The sequence below is a fragment of the Frateuria soli genome (genome assembly GCF_021117385.1).
GTDB classification, from domain to species: Bacteria; Pseudomonadota; Gammaproteobacteria; order Xanthomonadales; family Rhodanobacteraceae; genus Frateuria_A; species Frateuria_A soli.
On record NZ_CP088252.1, the window covers coordinates 1041925 to 1060721 of the forward strand.

The following is an 18797-nucleotide window of genomic DNA, read 5'->3' on the forward strand; positions in this document are numbered from 1 at the left end:
ACCCGGGCGACGCGGCGGCCAGACGTCTCCTGCGCCGCGCCCAGAGGGCGCAGCAGCAGGCCATGAACAGCATCTCGATCAACTGAGGAGGGACTCGCCATGCAAAACGGATTCCGCGGTATCAGCCTGTTGGGTGCGGCCTGCGCGCTCGCGCTGGTGAGTGGTTGCGCGCAGATGCCCAGCCTGGGCGCGCCAGCCGCCGACAGCGGCCAGACCGACGCCGGCACGGTGTCGGCCGAGTGCAATCCGGCCGTGGGTGGTGCGATCGGCGCACTGGCCGGTTCGATGTTCGGCAAGGGCAAGGGACACCTGGCCGGCGCGGCGATCGGTGCCGGCATCGGCGTGTTCGCCTGCATGGCCTACAACTACCACGCGCGCAAGGTGCGAGACGCACGCTCGGTCGAAGACCAGTACCGTCGCGACCGCGGCGCCTTGCCGGCGAACAACACCATCAGCGCCTACCAGACCGCGCTGCTGCCGGGCGAGACCATCCGCTCCGGCAGCAAGGCGGCGATGCAGTCGCGCGTCACGCTGGTACGCGGCACGCAGGACGCGGCCCCGCAACTCAAGGAACAGCTGACCCTGTTCGCTCCCGACGGCCGTCAGCTGACCACCGTTACCAAGGACGCCACCGCCATCGACGGCACCGGCGAGTACGAGACCAATTTCGACTTCAACCTGCCCAAGGGCATCCAGGACGGCCGCTACACGATGCGCTCGGCGCTTTACATGGACGGGCAGCAGGTGCGTACCAACGAAGTTCCCATGCTGGTGGTCAGCTGACCGGATCCAGCCATCGCACCGGCTGCCGCGGCTCCGCGGCAGCCGCCTCACGAAAGAGCTTTGCATGAATACGCTTGCCGAACTGATCGCCGCCTTCCGCAACGGCCACCTGCCGCTCCCCATGCTGCTCGATACCCTGGGTCGCCGCGGTGCGGTACCGGAGGATCGCCACCACGACGAGCTCGCGCTGCTGCGCCGCCTGCACGACGGGGGCGACCTGGATGCCGAGATCGGCCGCGTGCTGCTGGAGCGGCTGATGGCCGCGCAAGCCGTAACCGCGGAACCGGGATTGTTCGAGGACGCCACCATGGTGGCGCCGGCCGGGGCGGCGTTCGTGGAACATGACGCCACGAGGGTGGCACCTGCGCCCGCCGTCCACGGCGTGCCGGGGGACACCGGAGACGCGACCGTGGTCATGCCGGCCGCGCGCCCGCCGGCGCCGTCCTACCCGGTCGGCGACGCGACCGTGGTCATGCCCGCCTCGCGCGGGGGCGCGACCGGGGATGCCCAGTCCACTGGCACCCAATCCGGCACCGGGACGCATTCGGGCAACAGCGCCAGCTGGGAACGCCTGGCCGGCGCCGCGGGCGGTGACCACGCACACGTCGGCATGTTGCTCAAGGGCCGCTTCATGCTCGAGCGCGAGATCGGCCGCGGCGGCATGGGCGTCGTTTTCCTCGCGCGCGACGAGCGCAAGGTCGAGGCGCGCGACCGCGATCCGTATGTCGCGGTGAAGGTGCTGAACGACGAGTTCCGTCGCCATCCCGATTCGCTGATCGCGCTGCAGCGCGAATCGCGTCGCTCGCAGTCGCTGGCGCACGACAACATCGTGCGCGTCTACGACTTCGACAAGGACGGGACCATCGTCTTCATGACGATGGAATACGTCGACGGCTCGGACATGAAGGCGCTGATCCGCGAGCGTGCCTACAACGGCATGCCGCTGGCCAGGGCCCGCCCGCTGATCGAGGGCATGGCCTGGGCGCTCAAGCGCGCGCACGCCGCTGGCGTGGTGCATTCGGACTTCAAGCCCGGCAACGTGATGGTCACGCGCGATGGCGTGCCCAAGGTGTTCGACTTCGGCATCGCGCGTGCCGGTCAGCACATGGGCGAGGCGGTCGGCGAAGAGACGGTGTTCGATGCCGGCACGCTGGGCGCGTTGACGCCGGCCTACGCCAGCCTGGAGATGATCCAGGGCGGCGAGCCCTCGCCCAGCGACGACATCTATGCGCTGGGTTGCGTGGCGTTCGAGCTGCTTACCGGCAAGCACCCGTTCGACAAGGTGAGCGCCGAAGTGGCGATGCGCGAAGGGCGCAAGCCGCCGGCGGTACCGGGCCTGACCCGTCGCCAGTACAAGGCGCTGTGCGACGCGGTCGCGTTCCGTGGCGAGGACCGCCTGCGCACCGCGCAGGAGTTCGTCGAGGGCCTGCGCGAGGTCGGCCTGCGCGAGCGGATCGGCCCGTACCTGGCGTGGGGCGCCGGCGCACTGGTCGTGCTGGTCGCCGGCGGCTGGGGCGGCGCGCACTACCTGCACCAGCGCAAGGTGGCGCAGGTGATCGCCCGCTTCGCGCCGGACGACGCGCACCACTACACTGACGAAGCCCAGGCGCTGGCCGCGCTGGGCACCCTCGACGAGGAAGAGCGCAAGCGCCTCGTGCTCGACCAGGGCGACCTCATCCAGCGCTTCCTGCTGGCCCGCCTGGACGCCTACTGGAATCCCGCGCAGGGCCGCTACGACTATGCCCACGCGCAGCAGCTGTTCGCGCTGCGCGAACAGCTCAAGCTGTACTCGCCGGAACTGGACATCCGCCGCAGCGCGATGGACCAGCAGAAGAACGAACTGCTCAACAGCCTGGACACCCAGCTCTCCCAGCGCATCGAGGCCGGCGCGATCTTTGCCGACCAGCCGGGCAGCGCGGTCGAGACGCTGCAGAAGATCCGCGCCATCGACCCGACCAGCAGCCTGCTCAGGAATGCCGAGCTCGAGCTCAAGTACGACATCGCCATCGGCGGCGCCTTGGCGCAGCACCACGGCGACCGGGCCGCCGCGCACCTGAAGCAGGCGCTGGCGCTGTTCCCCGATTCGGCACGCCTGCAACGCCGCCGGGCCCAGCTCGATGCGATGGCCGCCGGCAGCGCCGTGGCCGTTGCGCCGGTCGCCGCGGCCGCGACCAGCCTGCCCGAGGCGCGCACCGCCCTGGCCGCGCTGATCGCCCACCCGGAAGCGAGCGCGGACTGGCAACGCCAGCTCGCTGCCGCGATGGCGCCGCTCAAGGGCGATGCTTCGCCACAGACGCGCGCACTGGTCGAGCAGCTCGCCACCGCCATCGCCACGGCCGCCGGCCAGCAGACCGATCCGCTGCACCTGCCGCAGGACCTGGCGCTGGTCGAGTTCGGCTTGACCGTGGCGCCGCAGTCGCCAGCGCTCAAGGTCGCGCGCGATCGCCTCGCCGCGCTGGACAAGCAGCAGCAGGACCGGTTGGCACAGGAGAGCGCGGCGGCCGAGGTCACCGCGCGCATCGAGTCGGTCAAGCGCGCCGCCGCGGCGGGCGACACCACCAAGGCGCAGGAATCGCTGGCGCGGATCCGCACGCTGGCGCCGCAGCACACGTTCCTGGCCAGCGAAGGCCCGCAACTGCTAGCCGACGCCTATCTGGGGCAGGCCCGCGAAGCATTCCGCAAGGGCCGCTACCAGTCCGCCGCCGACGTGCTCACGCGCGCCATCGGCCTGCTCGGCCAGCGCGCCGATCTGGCCAGGGCCAGCGCCCGCTATGGGCTGGCGGCCGATCTGGTCAAGGCCCGCGGCCAGGTCGTCTCCTCGACCGACCTCGATCGCATGCGCCGCCAGCTGGCGCAGGTGCGCCACGCCGATGCCGATGCGCTGGCCGCGCTCGAGGCGGACATGAAGCTGCGGGGGCAGCTCGGTGAAGGCTCGCTGGCCGCCTTGCTGGATTCGCTCAGGCCAGCCGGTGCCACGTCGCCCACGCCGGTTTCGCCGGTCGCCACGCCGACGCCGACGGTCGGCAACACCACGCTGCCGGCCACCGCGCCCGCGATCGCGACCGGCCGGCTCGCCACCGCCGCGGCGGGAAAGGGCGGTGCCGCGGTGGTCCGCCCGGCGCCGGCCATTGCCACTGCCGGACCCATCTCCGACCCGTGCGGCGCGCCGGACCTGGTCGGCGCGGGCCGCGCCTGCTTCGACACCATCGACGGCAAGCGCGGTCCTGCGTTGGTGGTAGTACGCGCCGGCGGCAAGACGCTTGCGATGACCCGCTCGGAAATCACCATCAACGAATACAACCGCTACTGCGCCGCTACCGCCAAGTGCACCGCCATCGTGCCGGAGGATCGCTACGCAGGCAGCCTGCCGGTGAGCAACATCAGCCTGGAGCAGGCACGCGCGTACGCCGCATGGCTCGGCAGCGCCAGCGGCCATGTCTATCGCCTGCCCACCGACACCGAATGGCTGGCGGCCGCCCGTGCCGGCGGCAGCTGGAAGCAGGCGCCGGACAGCAACTGCATCCCGCCCACCGCGGGCGCCGACGATGGCAGCGGCGCGCCGATCGCGGCGCGCGGACGCAGCCCCAACCCGTGGGGCCTGATCAACCTGACCGGCAACGTCTGGGAATGGGTGGACGGCGGGGCCGCCGTCCGCGGCGGCAGTTACACCAGCTACTGGTCCGACTGCACCGTCGACAGCCGTCGCGGCGACGGCGGCGGTGCGCAGAAGGACGTCGGCCTGCGCCTGGTGAGGGAGGTGCCATGAACGAGCGCGAACGCATCGTCAACCGAGACCTGAACCTCCTCGACGAGGCTCACTACGGCGGACGCATCGCGCGCGCCGAGTACCGCGCGCGACGGCGCAACGTGCTGGCCGCCTTGCGGGACAGCCACGGCATCACCGCCCGCAAGGCGCTGACGCGGACTGTCCGGACCGTCGAGGTGCCCGACAGCGACGTGCTGCCGGCCTTGCTGGAGCGGCCGACGCTCCCGAGCCGGATCCTGCTGGCGCTCTTCGCCGCAGGCGCGCTGGCCTGCGCCGTGCTGCTGGGGCTGCTGTTCTTCACCACCTGAAATGTGAACGTGGAATGAGCATGGCGTGAACAAAATCGCCCCGGGATGGGCACTTTTGTTGACGAAGTTCGCATTACAGGGTGAGGCCGCGCGTTTGCGCCCGGCCATCCGCGGTGCCGAATCGGGACGCCGGTCGCCGCAACTGATGCGGCCCGGCAACAGGTGCCGCGCCAGGGAAACGGTCATCAAGGGGAACGAGTCGTGCGGATTGCTTGCCTCGCAGCAGCGGTGGCGCTTGCCTTGGCGGGCGGGAGCGCCCTAGCCCAGGCCTCGCCGTCGGCACCGGGCACGCCTGGCGTGCCGGCGCAGGACATCCTGGTCAGCGGCGTGCCGACCGAGGGGCCGCAGGCCGCCCAGGTCCAGGCACTGATCCAGTCCGAATACCAGCAGGCGCTGGCAACCGCGGGCGCCACCTCGCTCGACGCCGGGCAACTGCAGGCGGCCGCCGTGCTGATCACCACCCGGTTGCACGACGCCGGCTACCCCGATGCCCACGCCTACCTGCCGGGGCAGGTGCTGGCGGTGCACCTGGGTACCGGCACGACGCCCGCCGCGACCGTGGCACAGGCGCTGGCCACCCCTGCAGCGCCCGCCGCCGAACGGGCGCCCGCGCCAAACGTGCCGCCGCTGCGCGAGCGCGAGGCCGCCGCGGCGCAGGAGCAAACCCTGGCCGTGCAAGGCTTCCGTGTGCAGGGCGTGGGCAACCATCCGGAGGACGACATCACCCCGGCGACCGTGCAGGCCATGGCGGACGAGCAGTTCGCCACCCTTTCCGGCGGCACCGGCAAACCGGTCCAGGCCAATTTCAGCCAGTTGCAGCACCTCGCCGACCGCATCACCGACCGGTACCGCAAGGCGGGCTATATCGTCGCCACCGCGTTCGTGCCGGCGCAGGAGGTGGGCAGCGACGGCATCGTGCGGCTGGATGTACTCGAGGGCACGATCGGCAAGGTCGTGGTCAAGGGCACCTCGCGCTACCGGCCGGGCGTGATCGCCGCACCGGCCGAGGCGCTCAACGGCCGGCCGCTGCGCAAGCAGGACATCGATTCGGCGCTGCTGTACGCGCGCGACCTGCCCGGCGTGACGGTGTCATCCACCTTCCAGCCCGGCGCCAGGACCGGCCAGACCGACCTGGTGATGGTCGCGCACGAGGCCAGGCGCCCGTTCACCTTCACCCTGGGCGGCAACAACTACGGCACCGAACTCACCGGCCGCTACCGTGCGCAGGCCGGCGCCGCGTGGAACAGTCCGCTCGGCATCGGCGACCAGCTCACGGCCAACGTCGACTACGCGCTGGACCCGCACAGCAACGTCTATTACGCACTGGCCTACCGCGCCCCCACCGTGGTGGTGCCGGGCCTGGCCGGCGTGATCGGCGCCACGCGCAGCGAACTGCAGATCAGCAGCGGCGCCTTCGCCGATCTCCAGGTCGGCGGTCCCACCTCGTCCACGTTCGCCGGCGCCGACTGGAAGTTCGTCAACACCGACGACGTCTCGATGCAGACCTCGCTGCGCTACATCCGCGAGAAGTCGCAACTGGGAGCGCTTGGCGTGAAACTCTCGGACGAACGTTTCGACGTGGCCGAACTGGGCTTTGGACTCCAGCGCACCGACCAGCGGCTGCGCGGCCTGGACGTGGTGCAAGGCAGCCTGCGCAAGTCCATCCGCGACGATTCGCTCGACCCGGACCTGGTCAGTCCCGACCACGACAGCAACTTCCTGCTGGCGCGGCTCTCCTACACCCGCCTGCAGTTCCTGACCCGTTCGCAGCGGCTGTACTTCAAGCTTGGCGGCCAGTACACGCGTGATGCGTTGCCGCCGCTGGAGCAGTTCGTGATCGGCGGCCCGGACAGCGTGCGCGCCTATCCGATCGCCGATGCGCTCACCGACCGCGGCTGGTACACCTCGCTGGAGTACCACATCGACGCGCCGGGCCTGGGCGACCGCGTTTCGCCGTTCTACGACCGCCCGTGGCGAGAGCTGCTGGAAGTGGAAGTGTTCTACGACTTCGGTCGTGGCTACGCCTCGAACCATCGCGACGGCAACAACCCGATCGAAACGCTCGAAGGCATCGGCGCGGGCCTGATCTTCCGCATCCCGCGCTTCCACCATTTCGAATTCCGCCTCGACGCCTCGGTGCCTACCGGCAGCCGCGACGCCTCGGACAAGCGCGGCTACCACGTCTATTCGCGCTTCGGCTTCACCTTCTGACGGACCTTTGCCATGCACACCACCCGCGCCACTTCCCGCAAGGACTCCCTCGCCAGCCTGCGCCGCAAGGCCTTGCCGCTGAGCCTGTCGCTGCTGCTGTGCGGTGCGCTCGCCAGCGGACCGGCCCGGGCTGCTGGCGGCGTGGCGCGGACCACCACGCCGACCGGCGGCACCATCGTCGGCGGCAGCGGCAGCATCCTTCAGGATGGCGCCAACGTGGTGATCAACCAGGCCAGCGACAAGCTGGTGCTGAACTGGCAGAGCTTCAACCTGGGCGAGGACGCCCTGGTGCGCTTCAACCAGCCGGGCAGCTCGGCGATCGCGCTCAACCGCATCCTCGACCAGAACCCGAGCCAGATCTTCGGCCAGATCAGCTCCAACGGGCAGGTGTTCCTGATCAACACCCACGGGATCATCTTCGGCAGCACCGCGCAGGTGAACGTGGGCGGGCTGGTGGCCAGCACGCTGGACCTCACGCCCACCGACTTCCTCTCGAACCACTTCAACCTCGACGCCGTCGGCGGCGGCGCGGGGGTCGTCAACCACGGCACGATCGCGGCGGCCAGCGGCGGCTCGGTCAGCCTGATCGGCGGCAGCGTGGCCAACGATGGCGTGATCCTGGCCAACTATGGCCGGATCAACCTCGACGGCGCCGAACATGCCGTGCTGGATTTCGACGGCAACGGGCTGATCAACGTCCAGATCACCGGCGAACTCAAGCAGCGCCTGGATGCCAGGGCCGCGGTGAGCAACGCCGGCAAGCTGCAGGCCGACGGCGGCACCGTGGTGCTCGAAGCGGCCGCGGCGCGCGACTTGTTCACCCACCTGGTCAACAACTCCGGCCTGATCGATGCCGGCGCGATCAGCCATGACGGCGGCGTGGTGCGGCTGGTCGCCCGCGGCGGCGACACGACGAACAGTGGCAGCATCGACGTCAGCGGCACTCGCGGCGGCAGCGCGCAACTGCTGTCCGACCGCAACGTGGCCCTGACTGGCGATATCGATGCCTCCGGCACGCAAGGTGGCGGCCGCATCCGCGTCGGCGGTGGCGCGCAGGGCGGGGAAGGCCTGCTGCACGCCTCCACCAGCACGGTCGGCGCCGGTGCCCGCTTGAACGCCGACGCCACGCAGTCGGGCAAGGGCGGCTCGATCGTGGTGTGGAGCGACCACGACACGCAGGTCGCCGGCCAGTTCAGCGCCCGCGGCGGCGTCCAGGGCGGCGATGGCGGCTTCGTGGAAACCTCCGCCGAACACGTGCGGATCGACGACGCCGCGCACGTCAGCACGCTCGCGCCGCAGGGCCGCAACGGCACGTGGTTGATCGACCCGACGGACTTCACCATCGGCTCGGGCGGCGACATGACCGCGGCGGCCGTAGAGAGCGCGCTCGGCAGCGGCAATCTCACCATCCAGTCGACCGACGGCGGCACTGCCGGCTCGGGCAACATCTACGTCGAGGATGTCCTCGGCTGGAGCGCCAACACGCTCACGCTGACCGCCCTCAACGACATCGACATCGACGCCGCGGTCACCACGACCGGCACCGCCGGCCTGGTGCTGAATGCTTCCACGGCGATCGGCGCGGCACCGGCCATCGCCGGCGGCCGGGTCAACCTCGCCGACACCCTGACGCTCGGCGGCAGCGGCGGGCTTACCGTGGCCGGCACCGTGCACAGCGTCAGCGGCACGCTCGACATCTCCGGCCTGAGCAGCGGCGCCAGCATCGGTGGCCTGGATGGCAACGGACTGGTCAACCTGGGCGGGAACGCGCTGACGTTGAGCAACGCGGACGGGGGCGTGTTCAGCGGCGTCATCAAGGGCGCCGGCGGCAGCCTGGTCATGGCCGGCGGTACGCAGACGCTGAGCGGCAGCAACAACTACGGCGGCGGCACCACGCTCGGCGGTGGCGTGCTGACGGTGGCCGGCGACGCCAACCTCGGCAAATCCACCGGCGGGCTGACCTTCAATGGCGGCACGCTCGCGACCAGCGCGGCTTTCACCAGCGCCCGCGACATCGTCATGCAGGGCAACGGCACCGTACAGGCCGGCGCCGCGCTTACCCTGTCCGGCACCATCAGCGGAAGCGGGCGGCTGACCAAGGCCGGCGCCGGCACGCTCACGTTGAGCGGCACCAACACCTATGGCGGCGGCACCACGATCAGCGCCGGTACGCTGAAGGTGTCCAGCGACGCCAACCTGGGCGCCACCACCGGCGGAGTGACCTTCAACGGCGGCACGCTCAACAACACCGCCGCCTTTACCAGCGCGCGCGCAATCACGTTGCAGGGCGCCGGTACGCTGCAGACCGGAGCCAACCTCACCTTGTCGGGCGTGATCAGCGGCGGCGGTGGGCTCACCAAGACCGGCAGCAGCACGTTGACGCTTTCGGGCATCGAAACCTACACCGGCGCCACCGACATTGCCGCGGGCACGCTGGTCCTGTCGGGCGCCGGCAGCGTGGCCAGTTCCAGCGGCGTGACGGCCGACGGTACGTTCGATATCTCGGGCACCACGGCCGGCGCGTCCATCGCCAGCCTGGCCGGCAGCGGCACGGTCACCCTGGGCAGCAAGACGCTGACGCTGAGCAATGCCTCGGGCAGCTTCGGCGGCGTGATCGGCGGCACCGGCGGGCTCACCCTCGCCGGCGGCAGCCAGACGCTTTCCGGCGTCAACACCTACAGCGGCGCCACCAGCATCAGCGCAGGCACGCTGATGCTTTCCGGTGCCGGCAGCGTGGCCGGTTCCAGCGGCGTGGCGGCCAATGGCACGTTCGACATCTCCGGCACGACCGGCGCGACCATCGCCAGCCTGGGCGGCAGCGGCACGGTCACGCTGGGCAGCAAGACGCTGACGCTGAGCAACGCCTCGGGCAGCTTCGGCGGCGTGATCGGCGGCACCGGCGGGCTCACTTTGGCCGGCGGCAATCAGACGCTCGGCGGCATCAACACCTACACCGGCAACACCACGCTCGAAGGTGGCGTGTTGACGGTATCGAGCGACGCCAATCTCGGCGGCGCGGCCGGCGATCTCGTCTTCGACGGCGGCACGCTCGCCATCTCCAGCGCATTCACCAGCGCGCGCGACATCATCCTGCAAGGCAACGGCACGCTGCAGACCGGCGCCAACCTTGGCTTGTCCGGCGTGATCAGCGGCAGCGGCGACCTCGCCAAGACCGGGAGCAGCAAGCTGACGCTCTCCGGCATCAACACCTACACCGGCGCCACCGACGTCACTGCCGGCACGCTGGCCTTGTCCGGCGCCGGCAGCCTGGCCGACTCCAGCGGCGTCACGGCCGACGGCACGTTCGACATCTCCGGCGCCACCGCAGGCGCGACCATCGCCAGCCTCGACGGCGCCGGCACCGTCAGCCTGGGCGGGAAAACGCTGACGCTGAGCAACGCCTCGGGCACCTTCGACGGCGTCATCGGCGGCAGCGGCGGCCTCACCCTGGCCGGCGGGAACGAAACCCTGACCGGCGCGAACACCTACAGTGGCGGCACCACGATCAGCGGCGGCACGCTCTCGATTTCCAGCAACGCCAGTCTGGGCGCGACCACCGGCGCGTTGACCCTCGACGGCGGCACGCTGGAAAACACCGCCTCGCTGGCGCTGGACCGCACGCTGGCGCTGGGCACGGGCGGCGGCACCCTGCAGACCGGCGCGGGCACCAACCTCACCCTGTCCGGTGCCGTCAGCGGCACGGGTGGCCTGGCACAGACCGGCACCGGCTCGCTCACCCTGGGCGGTGACGTCACCACCGGGGGCAGCCAGAGCTACGGCAAGGTGTTCCTGGGCAACGATGTCACGCTTGCCAGCAGCACCGGTTCGGTGGATTTCGCCGGCACCGTGGACAACGCCGACGCGACCGCGCGCGCGCTGAGCGTGATCGCCAACAACGGCAGCATCGGTTTCGGCGGCGCGGTGGGCGGCGGTGCGAATGGCCGTCTGGCGGGCCTGACCACCAGCAGCCAGAGCTTCAGCGCCGGTGCGCTGGCGGTGGGCGGCAACCTGTCGGTGACCACCACCAGTGGCGGCATCACCCAGGGCGGGGCGTTCCTGGTCGGCGGCAACGCCGGCTTCGACGCGGGCAGCAACCTCATTTCCCTGACCAACGCCGGCAACGACTTCGGCGGCACCGTCGACCTGACCGGAGGCGCCACCGCCATCGGCGACGGCAACGGCCTGGTGCTCGGCACGCTCGCCACGGACAGCCTCACCGCCATCAGCCACGGTCCGCTCGACCTGGGCAGCGGCAGCGTGACCGGGAACCTCAAGGCCACCAGCAATGACGGTGCGATCACCCAGTCCGGCGGTCTTGCCGTAACCGGCACCAGCACCCTCGACGCAGGCGCCAATGCGATCACCCTGAATGCCGCGGGCAACGATTTCCAGGGCACGGTGCGCCTGCTCAACAGCGGTGCGTACGACGTGGCGCTGGACAACGGCAGCCACGCGCTGTCGATGGGCGCGTCCACGCTGGGCACCGGCGCCTTGTCGCTGGCCGGCAACGGCATCACCCAATCGGGCAGCATCGTCCAGGCCGCGGGCGCGGGTGCGGTGAACCTTCAGGCCGGCGGCGGTGCGCTGGTGCTGGCCGACAGCAGCAACGACTTCACCGGCGCGGTCAGCGCGCAGGGTGCCGGAATCTCGCTGCAGACATTGGGCGACCTGCGCGTGGCCGCGCTGGATGCCGGCACCGACGGCTCGGTGAGCCTGGTCGCCGGCGGTACGCTGGATCTGGCCGCGCTGGGCGCGATCGATACCGGCAACGGCGACCTGACCCTGGGTGCCGGCGGCAGCTTCACCACCAGCGCCGACCTGAGCGGCCGCAACGTGTCGCTGCGTGGCGACGGCGGCCTGATCCTCAGCAACAACGTCGCCGCCAGCGGCACGCTGGACCTCACCAGCAGCAATGCGACCATCACGCAGATCGGCGGCACGCTCGTCGCGGCGGGCGCCACGACGGTCGACGCCGGTACCGGCAGCATCGGGCTGACCGCGGGCACCAACGATTTCCAGGGCGACGTCACGCTGACTGGTGGCGCCACCACCATCAACGACGCCAATCAGCTGACCCTGGCCGCGCAGGACACCGGCGATCTCTCCGTCACCAGCCATGGCAACCTGGTGCTGGGGGAGGGCACGGTCAACGGCGTGCTGACCGCGGGCAGCAGCGGCGGCACCATCAGCCAGGCCAGCGGCGGGCTGACCGTGACCGGCACCAGCTCTATCGACGCCGGCGGCGGCGCAATCACGCTTACCGACGGCAACAACGATTTCGGCGATACCGTCGGTCTGAACGGCGGCGCCATCGCCATCACCGACAGGAACGCGTTGACCCTGGGAGGGCTCGCCACCGGCGCGCTGTCCGTCAGCAGCCACGGCAACCTGGCGCTGGGCGCCAGCACCATCACCGGCACGCTCGATCTGGCCAGCAACGGCGGCGACATCACGCAGGCCGGTGCGCTAAGCGTCACCGGTGTCAGCACGATCGATGCGGACAGCGGCCTGATCACGCTGGGCCTGCTCAACGACTTCCAGGACACGGTGGACCTGACCGGTGGCGACAGCGTCATCACCGACACCAATGCGCTGGCGCTGGGTATCCTGGACACCGGTGCCCTCACCGTGACCAGCACCGGCAGCCTGGGCCTGGGCAGTGGCAGCATCGGTGGCGACCTGACCGCCACCAGCCAGGGCGGCGCCATCACCCAGACCGGCGCGCTGGCCGTGCAAGGCATCAGCGTCCTCGATGCCGGCGCCGGCGCGATCACGCTCGGCAGCGCGGCCAACCATTTCACCGGAGCCGTCAGCCTCACCGGTGCCGGCATCGCTTTGCGCGATGCCGGCAACCTGACCGTGGCCGCGCTCGCCAACCAGCCCGACACCGGCATCAGCCTGATCGCCGGCGGCTCGCTGGTGCTCCCGGCCGGCGCCATCGACACCGGCACCGCCGACCTGGTGCTCGCCGCCAATGGCGGCACGCTCGGCACGACCGGCGCGCTCAGCGGCGCCAACGTCTCGCTGAGCGGACGCGATGGCCTTGCCCTGGCCGATGCCGTGACCGCGACGAATACCCTGACGCTTGCCAGCGCCGTGGGCGACATCACGCAAACCGCCGGCGCGCTCACCGCCGCCCACCTGACCGGCAGTGCCGGCGGCACCGTCCTGCTCGGCCAGGTCAACGCCATCGGCCAGCTCGACGGCTTCAGCGCCGACGGCTTCACCTTGCTCAACAACGGCAACCTGACCATCGCCGGGCCGGTCGCCGGCGGCGCCACCGGCGTGGACATCACCAGCAGCAGTGGCCTGCTCTCCGTCGCCGGCGACGTCAGCGGCGGCAGCATCGCCCTGCAGGGCGTGGGCATCAGCCAGTCCGGCGGCAGCATCGACGCGGGCAGCGGGCAGGTCAGCCTGCAGTCCGGCGCGGGCATCGCACAGACGGGCGGCTCGATCACGGCCGGCACGCTCAGCGGCAGCACCGTGGGCGACGCCAGCCTGGCCGGCGCCAACCAGGTGGCCAACCTGGGCAGCTTCAGTGCGGCCAACCTGTCGCTCACCAACGCCGGTGGCATGACCCTGGCCGGCCCGGTCACGGTGACCGGCGCCGCCGCGCTGACCGTCGGCGGCGCCCTGGCCATCAACAATACGCTTAGCGCTGCCGCCACCACGCTCGACGTGAGCGGCGCGATCACCGAAGGCGCCGGCGGCAACCTCGCCACCGGCACGCTCAGCGGCCAGGCCAGCGGCAACGTCACCCTGACCCGCGGCAACCATGTCGGCACGCTGGGCAACTTCAACGCCACCAGCTTCGCGCTCGCCAACGGCCAGGCGCTCACGGTCAACGGCAACCTCGGCGTCGGCGCAGGCAGCATCGCGCTGACCAACACCGCCGGCGCGCTGAGCGTGAACTCGGCCCTCGGCGGCGGCAGCATCGCGCTGGATTCGGCCGCCGACCTCGTGCTGGGCAAGGCGATCAATGCCACCACGCTCAGCCTGAAGTCCGCCGGCTCGATCAGCCAGACCGCCACGGGTCTGATCACCGCCGGCACGTTGAGCGGGCAGTCCGCCGGGACCACCACGCTGAACCAGGCCAACGCCATCTCGGCACTGGGCAACTTCAGTGCCAATGGCTTCAGTCTCACCAGCACCAGCGCACTGGCAGTCGACGGCACGGTCGATGGCGGCGCCGGCATCGCGCTCGCTACGGGCGGGAACCTGCTCGTCAACGGCACCCTGAAGGGGGATGCCACTGATCTCTCGGCGGCCGGCACGATAGGCGAGGGCGCGAGCGGCAACATCGCGGCCGACATGTTGACCGGGCAGGCCGGCGGCGCCGTCACGCTCAACGGGCCCAACCACATCGGCACGCTGGGCAACTTCCAGGCTGCCGGCTTCAGCCTGCGCGATGCGCAGGACCTGGGCATCTCCGGTACCGTCGACGGCGGCGCGGGCACGAGCATCGACACCGCCGGCAACCTGGTGGTCAGCGGCATCGTCAAGGGCTCCAGCACGCGCCTGAACGTGGCCGGGGCGCTCAGCGAAAGCGGCAGCGGCCATATCGTGGCCGATACGCTGGCCGGACATGTCACCGGCAGCGCCAGCCTCACCGGCAACAACACGGTAGGCAGCCTGGGCAACCTCGATGCGGCCGGGCTCAGTTTCACCAACACCGGGGCGCTTGCCATTGCCGGCACCGTCGATGGCGGGGCCAGCACGGCGCTTACCACCCGGGCTGGCGGCCTGACCATCGACGGCGCGCTCGCCGGCACCGGCACCTCGCTGGACATCGCGGGCGGCATCGACCAGTCCAGCCAAGGCCGCATCACCGCGGGTACGCTGAGCGGCCATGCCGGCGGCGACGTCGCGCTCGATGGCGACAACCGGATCGACATCCTGGGCAGTTTCAGCGCGCGCGATTTCGCCTTGAGCAACGGCAAGGCGATGGCGGTGAACGGGCCGCTGACCGCCAGCGGCGGCAACATCGGGCTCGCCACCACGGCGGGCACGCTGTCGGTCAACACCGCGTTGAGCGGCGATGCCATCTCGCTCGCGTCCGTCGCCGACCTCGCATTGGGCCAGGCCATCCATGGCGGCCTGGTGACCCTCACGTCCGGCGGGAAGATCAGCCAGACCGCCGGCGGCCTCATCACCGCCGACAGCCTGAGCGGCCACTCGACCGGCAGCACCACGCTCGACCAGGCCAATTCGATCGGAACGCTGAACGGCTTCGGCGCGAACGGACTGACGATCACCACCAACCGGGCGCTCACCGTCACCGGTACGGTCGACGGCGGCGGCAGCACCGTGCTGACCACCGGTGGCAACCTGGCGATCAACGGCTCGCTCAGCGGAGACACCACGAGGCTGACCGTCACCGGCAACATCAGCGAAGGCGGTGCCGGCAGCATCACCGCGCACACCCTGGCGGGCCAGGCCACGGGTGCCGTCGTGCTCAACGGCGCCAACCGCCTCGACACGCTGGGCGGGTTCGGCGCTGCCGGCTTCACGCTGAGCAACGGCCCGTCGCTCACCGTGACCGGCGCGCTCGACGGTGGCGCCAGCGTGGACCTGACCATCACCCGCGGCGACCTGCTGATCAACGGCCGGATCAGCAGCAAGGCGGCCACGCTGGTGTCCTCCGGTGCGATCACCGAGGGGCAGGGGGGCAGCATCGTGGCTGACACGCTGTCGGGCCGGGCGGGTGGTTTCACCCAGCTCGGCACGGCAACCAGCCCGCTTGCCAACTACATCGGCACCCTGGGCGGTTTCTCCTCGACGGCGGGCTTCAGCCTCACCAACGCGCAGACGCTGACGCTGGCATCGGTCGGCGGCAGCGCCTACACCGTCGATGCCGGCACCGCATCGCTGTACCTGGGCGTGACCGGCGGCGACCTGTTGCAGATCGGCAAGACCTGGCTCTATGACGGCAAGGGCGCGTTCTCCTCGACCGGTCGAATCGGCACCTCGGATGCGCCCATCTACGTCACCGGCACCGGTCCGCAAGAGGTCGCGCTGGTGGGCATGCCGCCGGCGTACTTCTATGCCGTGAGCGCCAGCGGCAACCTGCTGCCATTGACGGGCGGCAGCAGCGTCAACGTGCCGACCTCGCTGTTCACCAGCCGCGCGCAGAACGCCAACAACCATACGGACGTCTATATCGACCCGAGCGTGATCTCGGCCAACTACCGCTCGTTCGGCATCGTGCCCTCCGGCATCCTGCTGCCCGCCGACCAGCAGGCCTGCGATCCGGAAATGGAGGAATGCGATGAGTAAGGCGCGGCGGCTTCGCCTGTGCCGTCTGGCCGGCATGGGGCTGCTCTTTGCCCTGGTCGCGCCGGCGTGGGCGCAGCTGCCGCCGCGGTTGACGCCCGGCAGCGTCGCCGAACAGCTCGATACCGCGCGGCAGCGGTTGGCCGGACAGCCGGCCGCCGCGGACACCGCGGGACAGTTGCAGGCACTCGCGCAGAACCTGCGCGGCGAGCTGGTCGGCCAGCTCGCACAGCCGTTGAGCGCACTGGACGACCGCGCCCGCGGCCAGGTCCTGCGCGCGCACGCAGCCGCGCAATTGGCCGTCGACTTCGCCGACAGCGCTGGCAGCTGCCGGGAGGGTGAGGTCGCGGCCATGGCCCGGGCACTAGCGCTCTCGGTCCGCCGGATCGCGCAGGCGCCGGCCGGGGGCAAGCCGATGCAGGCCACCATCGATCGCCTGGAGGGGGCGGACCACCAGGCCTTGTTTGCGCTGCGCGCGACGGCCGGGTCGATCGCGCTGGCGCTGGTCGGCAGCGAGCTTCACGACGCGCAGTGCCCGGATCCGCAGTTGACCGCCACCGACGCCGACGGCAGGCCGCTGGCCGTACAACCGCGCATCACCGGCGTGTTTCCGGCGCGCATCGAGTTCGAGTGGCCCGCAACCGCAGCGCTCGCTCCCGGCAGCTACGTGCTGCATGCGCGACCGCAGCACAAGGCTTTCCTGGTCGGCTGCAGCGCACAGCCGGAAGCGACCGTCGCGGTGCAAGTGATGCCGGCAACGAAGTTCACGGTCGGCTACGCGCTGGAGGCGGTCTGCGGCCGCACCGCGCCACGCACGGTGGCGCTGGGCAAGGGCATGCTGCCGCCGCTGGACGGCTATGGCACCACGGTGGCGCAGGCCATCGACACGTCGGCCTGCATCGAGCCGGTCGCCTACCGGATATCCGCCACGGTCGCCTATGCCGACGGCGCCAGCGCCACGGCGGGGCCTTTCGAGCAAAGCGCGGACGCCAACGCCACCGTGGGCCTCCCCGGTGGCCTGTCGCTGAGCTGGGACCCGGCGGTACGCCAGCTTTTCGTGCGCTCAGGCATGCCGACGTGCAAGGGCATGCGCTGATACCCCGGTCGCTTGCCCATCCGGGGAGGGGGCACTCGCGGCCATGCCTGGGTGTTGTCCGCGGCGTACGCTGAAGCGCCGGGAGAACGCCGCCTTCAGCCGGTAGCGTGCAGCCGTGGTCCCGCGGCAGGGCTCGCCGGAGCGACGTTTGCGCGAGCCCGATCCCTTGCCCCCGGTCCTCTTTCCGGGGGCGCGAGCTCGCGGCGCGTCACTCCTCGCCCGGGCCGGAAATGACCTGCATCTCGCCGATGCCGCCGGGGGCCAGGTCCTTGAGCAGGTCCAGGAAATTCTTGCCGACCAGGCGCTGGGCGCGGCGCAACAGCAGCGGGACCGGGCTGGAAGGCTCGCAGCGTGCGTAGTAGTCGCAGATCTCGTCGATCCTGCGCAGCACATCCTGTGGCGTTTCGATGCGTCCCGGCACGCTGGCGCGCGTGCCGCTGGCGGACGGGTCGCCACCCTCGGCTGCGTCCGCCTCGCCTTCACCGGCAGCGACCGGATTTCGCAGGGTCGCCTGCGATTCGACGAATTTCTTCAGCTCGTAACTGTCGGTAAGCAGCGGCTTGAGATCCGGGCCCGCCGTGCCGATGCGGTCGTTGAAAATCCGGTCGATTGCCTTGGCTTCGTCCAGGATCCGGGTGGCCGCATCCAGCGCACCGGCAAGTTCCTCTTGCGGACAGTCCAGGCAGCAGGCCTCGATCTCCGTCATGCTCGGGAGTGGACCGTCGCCGCCCTCGATTTTCATCGTGCCGTTGGCGATGCGCAGGTCGCGCAGCGAAAAGCGGCCCAGACGCGGCGATTGCACGAACGGCGTATTGCGGAAATAGGCGAGCAGCCCCAACGGATTGGCGATGGTCGCCACGGCGTTGACGCGTGCGGTCGGATCGTCATCGTCCTCGGCGTCCAGCTGGGGATGCACCGCGTCCCAGTGCTCTTCGAGCAGGCCGCGGACCAGCGCCAATCCGGCCGCCCAGCCGGCCATGCCGCCGGTGCGCATCCAGGCCGTCGCCAGGTGCGTGGCCACGCGCAGGTCGCGCGAGCGCTGGAGCAGGCCGGTGGCGAGCGATTCCACCTCGGCCCAGTCCGGTTCCTCGGCCGCCTTGACGCTGTCGCCCATGGCGCGCTCGGCGCGCGGCGCGGCGGCGCGTTCGAGCGCCATGAAGTCGGGATCGTATTCGAGGTCGCTGCCAGTGGGCGAGTCGCCATCGAGCGGTGCGAGAAAGCTTGCCGGATCGTAACGCGTCATCGGTCGTAAATCCCCTGTGGTGCCACGGGGATAATACAGCATCGATTATGCAAAGCTGTCGCCGTTCGACCTCGAAAAAATACGTGAATAAATCGGTTTTTGTTTTACGCAATACCG

7 protein-coding genes are annotated in these 18797 nt (G+C 70.6%); 6 read left to right on the forward strand and 1 reads right to left on the reverse strand.

Annotated features, from left to right (window positions below; genetic code table 11):
- Positions 1-99: 99 nt before the first annotated feature.
- From LQ771_RS04760 to LQ771_RS04785, 6 genes are all read left to right on the forward strand, one after another.
- The gene (locus tag LQ771_RS04760; protein WP_231351223.1) at positions 100-783 is read left to right on the forward strand and encodes a hypothetical protein; all 684 of its coding nucleotides are present in this window, start codon (positions 100-102) and stop codon (positions 781-783) included.
- Positions 784-847: 64 nt separating this feature from the next.
- Complete coding sequence (locus LQ771_RS04765) at positions 848-4549, forward strand: protein kinase domain-containing protein (RefSeq protein ID WP_231351224.1); 3702 nt, start codon at positions 848-850, stop codon at positions 4547-4549.
- On the forward strand, positions 4546-4857 hold the full coding sequence (locus tag LQ771_RS04770; protein WP_231351225.1) for a hypothetical protein: 312 nt from the start codon (positions 4546-4548) through the stop codon (positions 4855-4857). The genes LQ771_RS04765 and LQ771_RS04770 overlap by 4 nt, the downstream gene beginning before the upstream one ends.
- A gap of 528 nt (positions 4858-5385) precedes the next feature.
- The gene (locus LQ771_RS04775; RefSeq protein ID WP_425491342.1) at positions 5386-7068 is read left to right on the forward strand and encodes a ShlB/FhaC/HecB family hemolysin secretion/activation protein; all 1683 of its coding nucleotides are present in this window, start codon (positions 5386-5388) and stop codon (positions 7066-7068) included.
- A 12-nt stretch (positions 7069-7080) separates the two neighbouring features.
- On the forward strand, positions 7081-16344 hold the full coding sequence (locus LQ771_RS04780) for a two-partner secretion domain-containing protein (protein ID WP_231351227.1): 9264 nt from the start codon (positions 7081-7083) through the stop codon (positions 16342-16344).
- On the forward strand, positions 16337-17437 hold the full coding sequence (locus LQ771_RS04785; RefSeq protein WP_231351228.1) for a hypothetical protein: 1101 nt from the start codon (positions 16337-16339) through the stop codon (positions 17435-17437). The genes LQ771_RS04780 and LQ771_RS04785 overlap by 8 nt, the downstream gene beginning before the upstream one ends.
- 208 nt (positions 17438-17645) lie before the next feature.
- Here LQ771_RS04785 and tssA read toward each other — a convergent pair whose 3' ends face one another.
- The gene (tssA, locus tag LQ771_RS04790; protein ID WP_231351229.1) at positions 17646-18680 is read right to left on the reverse strand and encodes a type VI secretion system protein TssA; all 1035 of its coding nucleotides are present in this window, start codon (positions 18678-18680) and stop codon (positions 17646-17648) included.
- Positions 18681-18797: the final 117 nt, after the last annotated feature.

What these genes read in the sequence shown, in the direction of transcription:
- LQ771_RS04785 (WP_231351228.1), top strand. Translation starts at nt 16,337, where the DNA reads ATGAGTAAGGCGCGGCGGCTTCGCCTGTGCCGTCTGGCCGGCATGGGG.
- LQ771_RS04765 (WP_231351224.1), top strand. Translation starts at nt 848, where the DNA reads ATGAATACGCTTGCCGAACTGATCGCCGCCTTCCGCAACGGCCACCTG.
- tssA (WP_231351229.1), bottom strand. Translation starts at nt 18,680, where the DNA reads ATGACGCGTTACGATCCGGCAAGCTTTCTCGCACCGCTCGATGGCGAC.
- LQ771_RS04770 (WP_231351225.1), top strand. Translation starts at nt 4,546, where the DNA reads ATGAACGAGCGCGAACGCATCGTCAACCGAGACCTGAACCTCCTCGAC.
- LQ771_RS04780 (WP_231351227.1), top strand. Translation starts at nt 7,081, where the DNA reads ATGCACACCACCCGCGCCACTTCCCGCAAGGACTCCCTCGCCAGCCTG.
- LQ771_RS04760 (WP_231351223.1), top strand. Translation starts at nt 100, where the DNA reads ATGCAAAACGGATTCCGCGGTATCAGCCTGTTGGGTGCGGCCTGCGCG.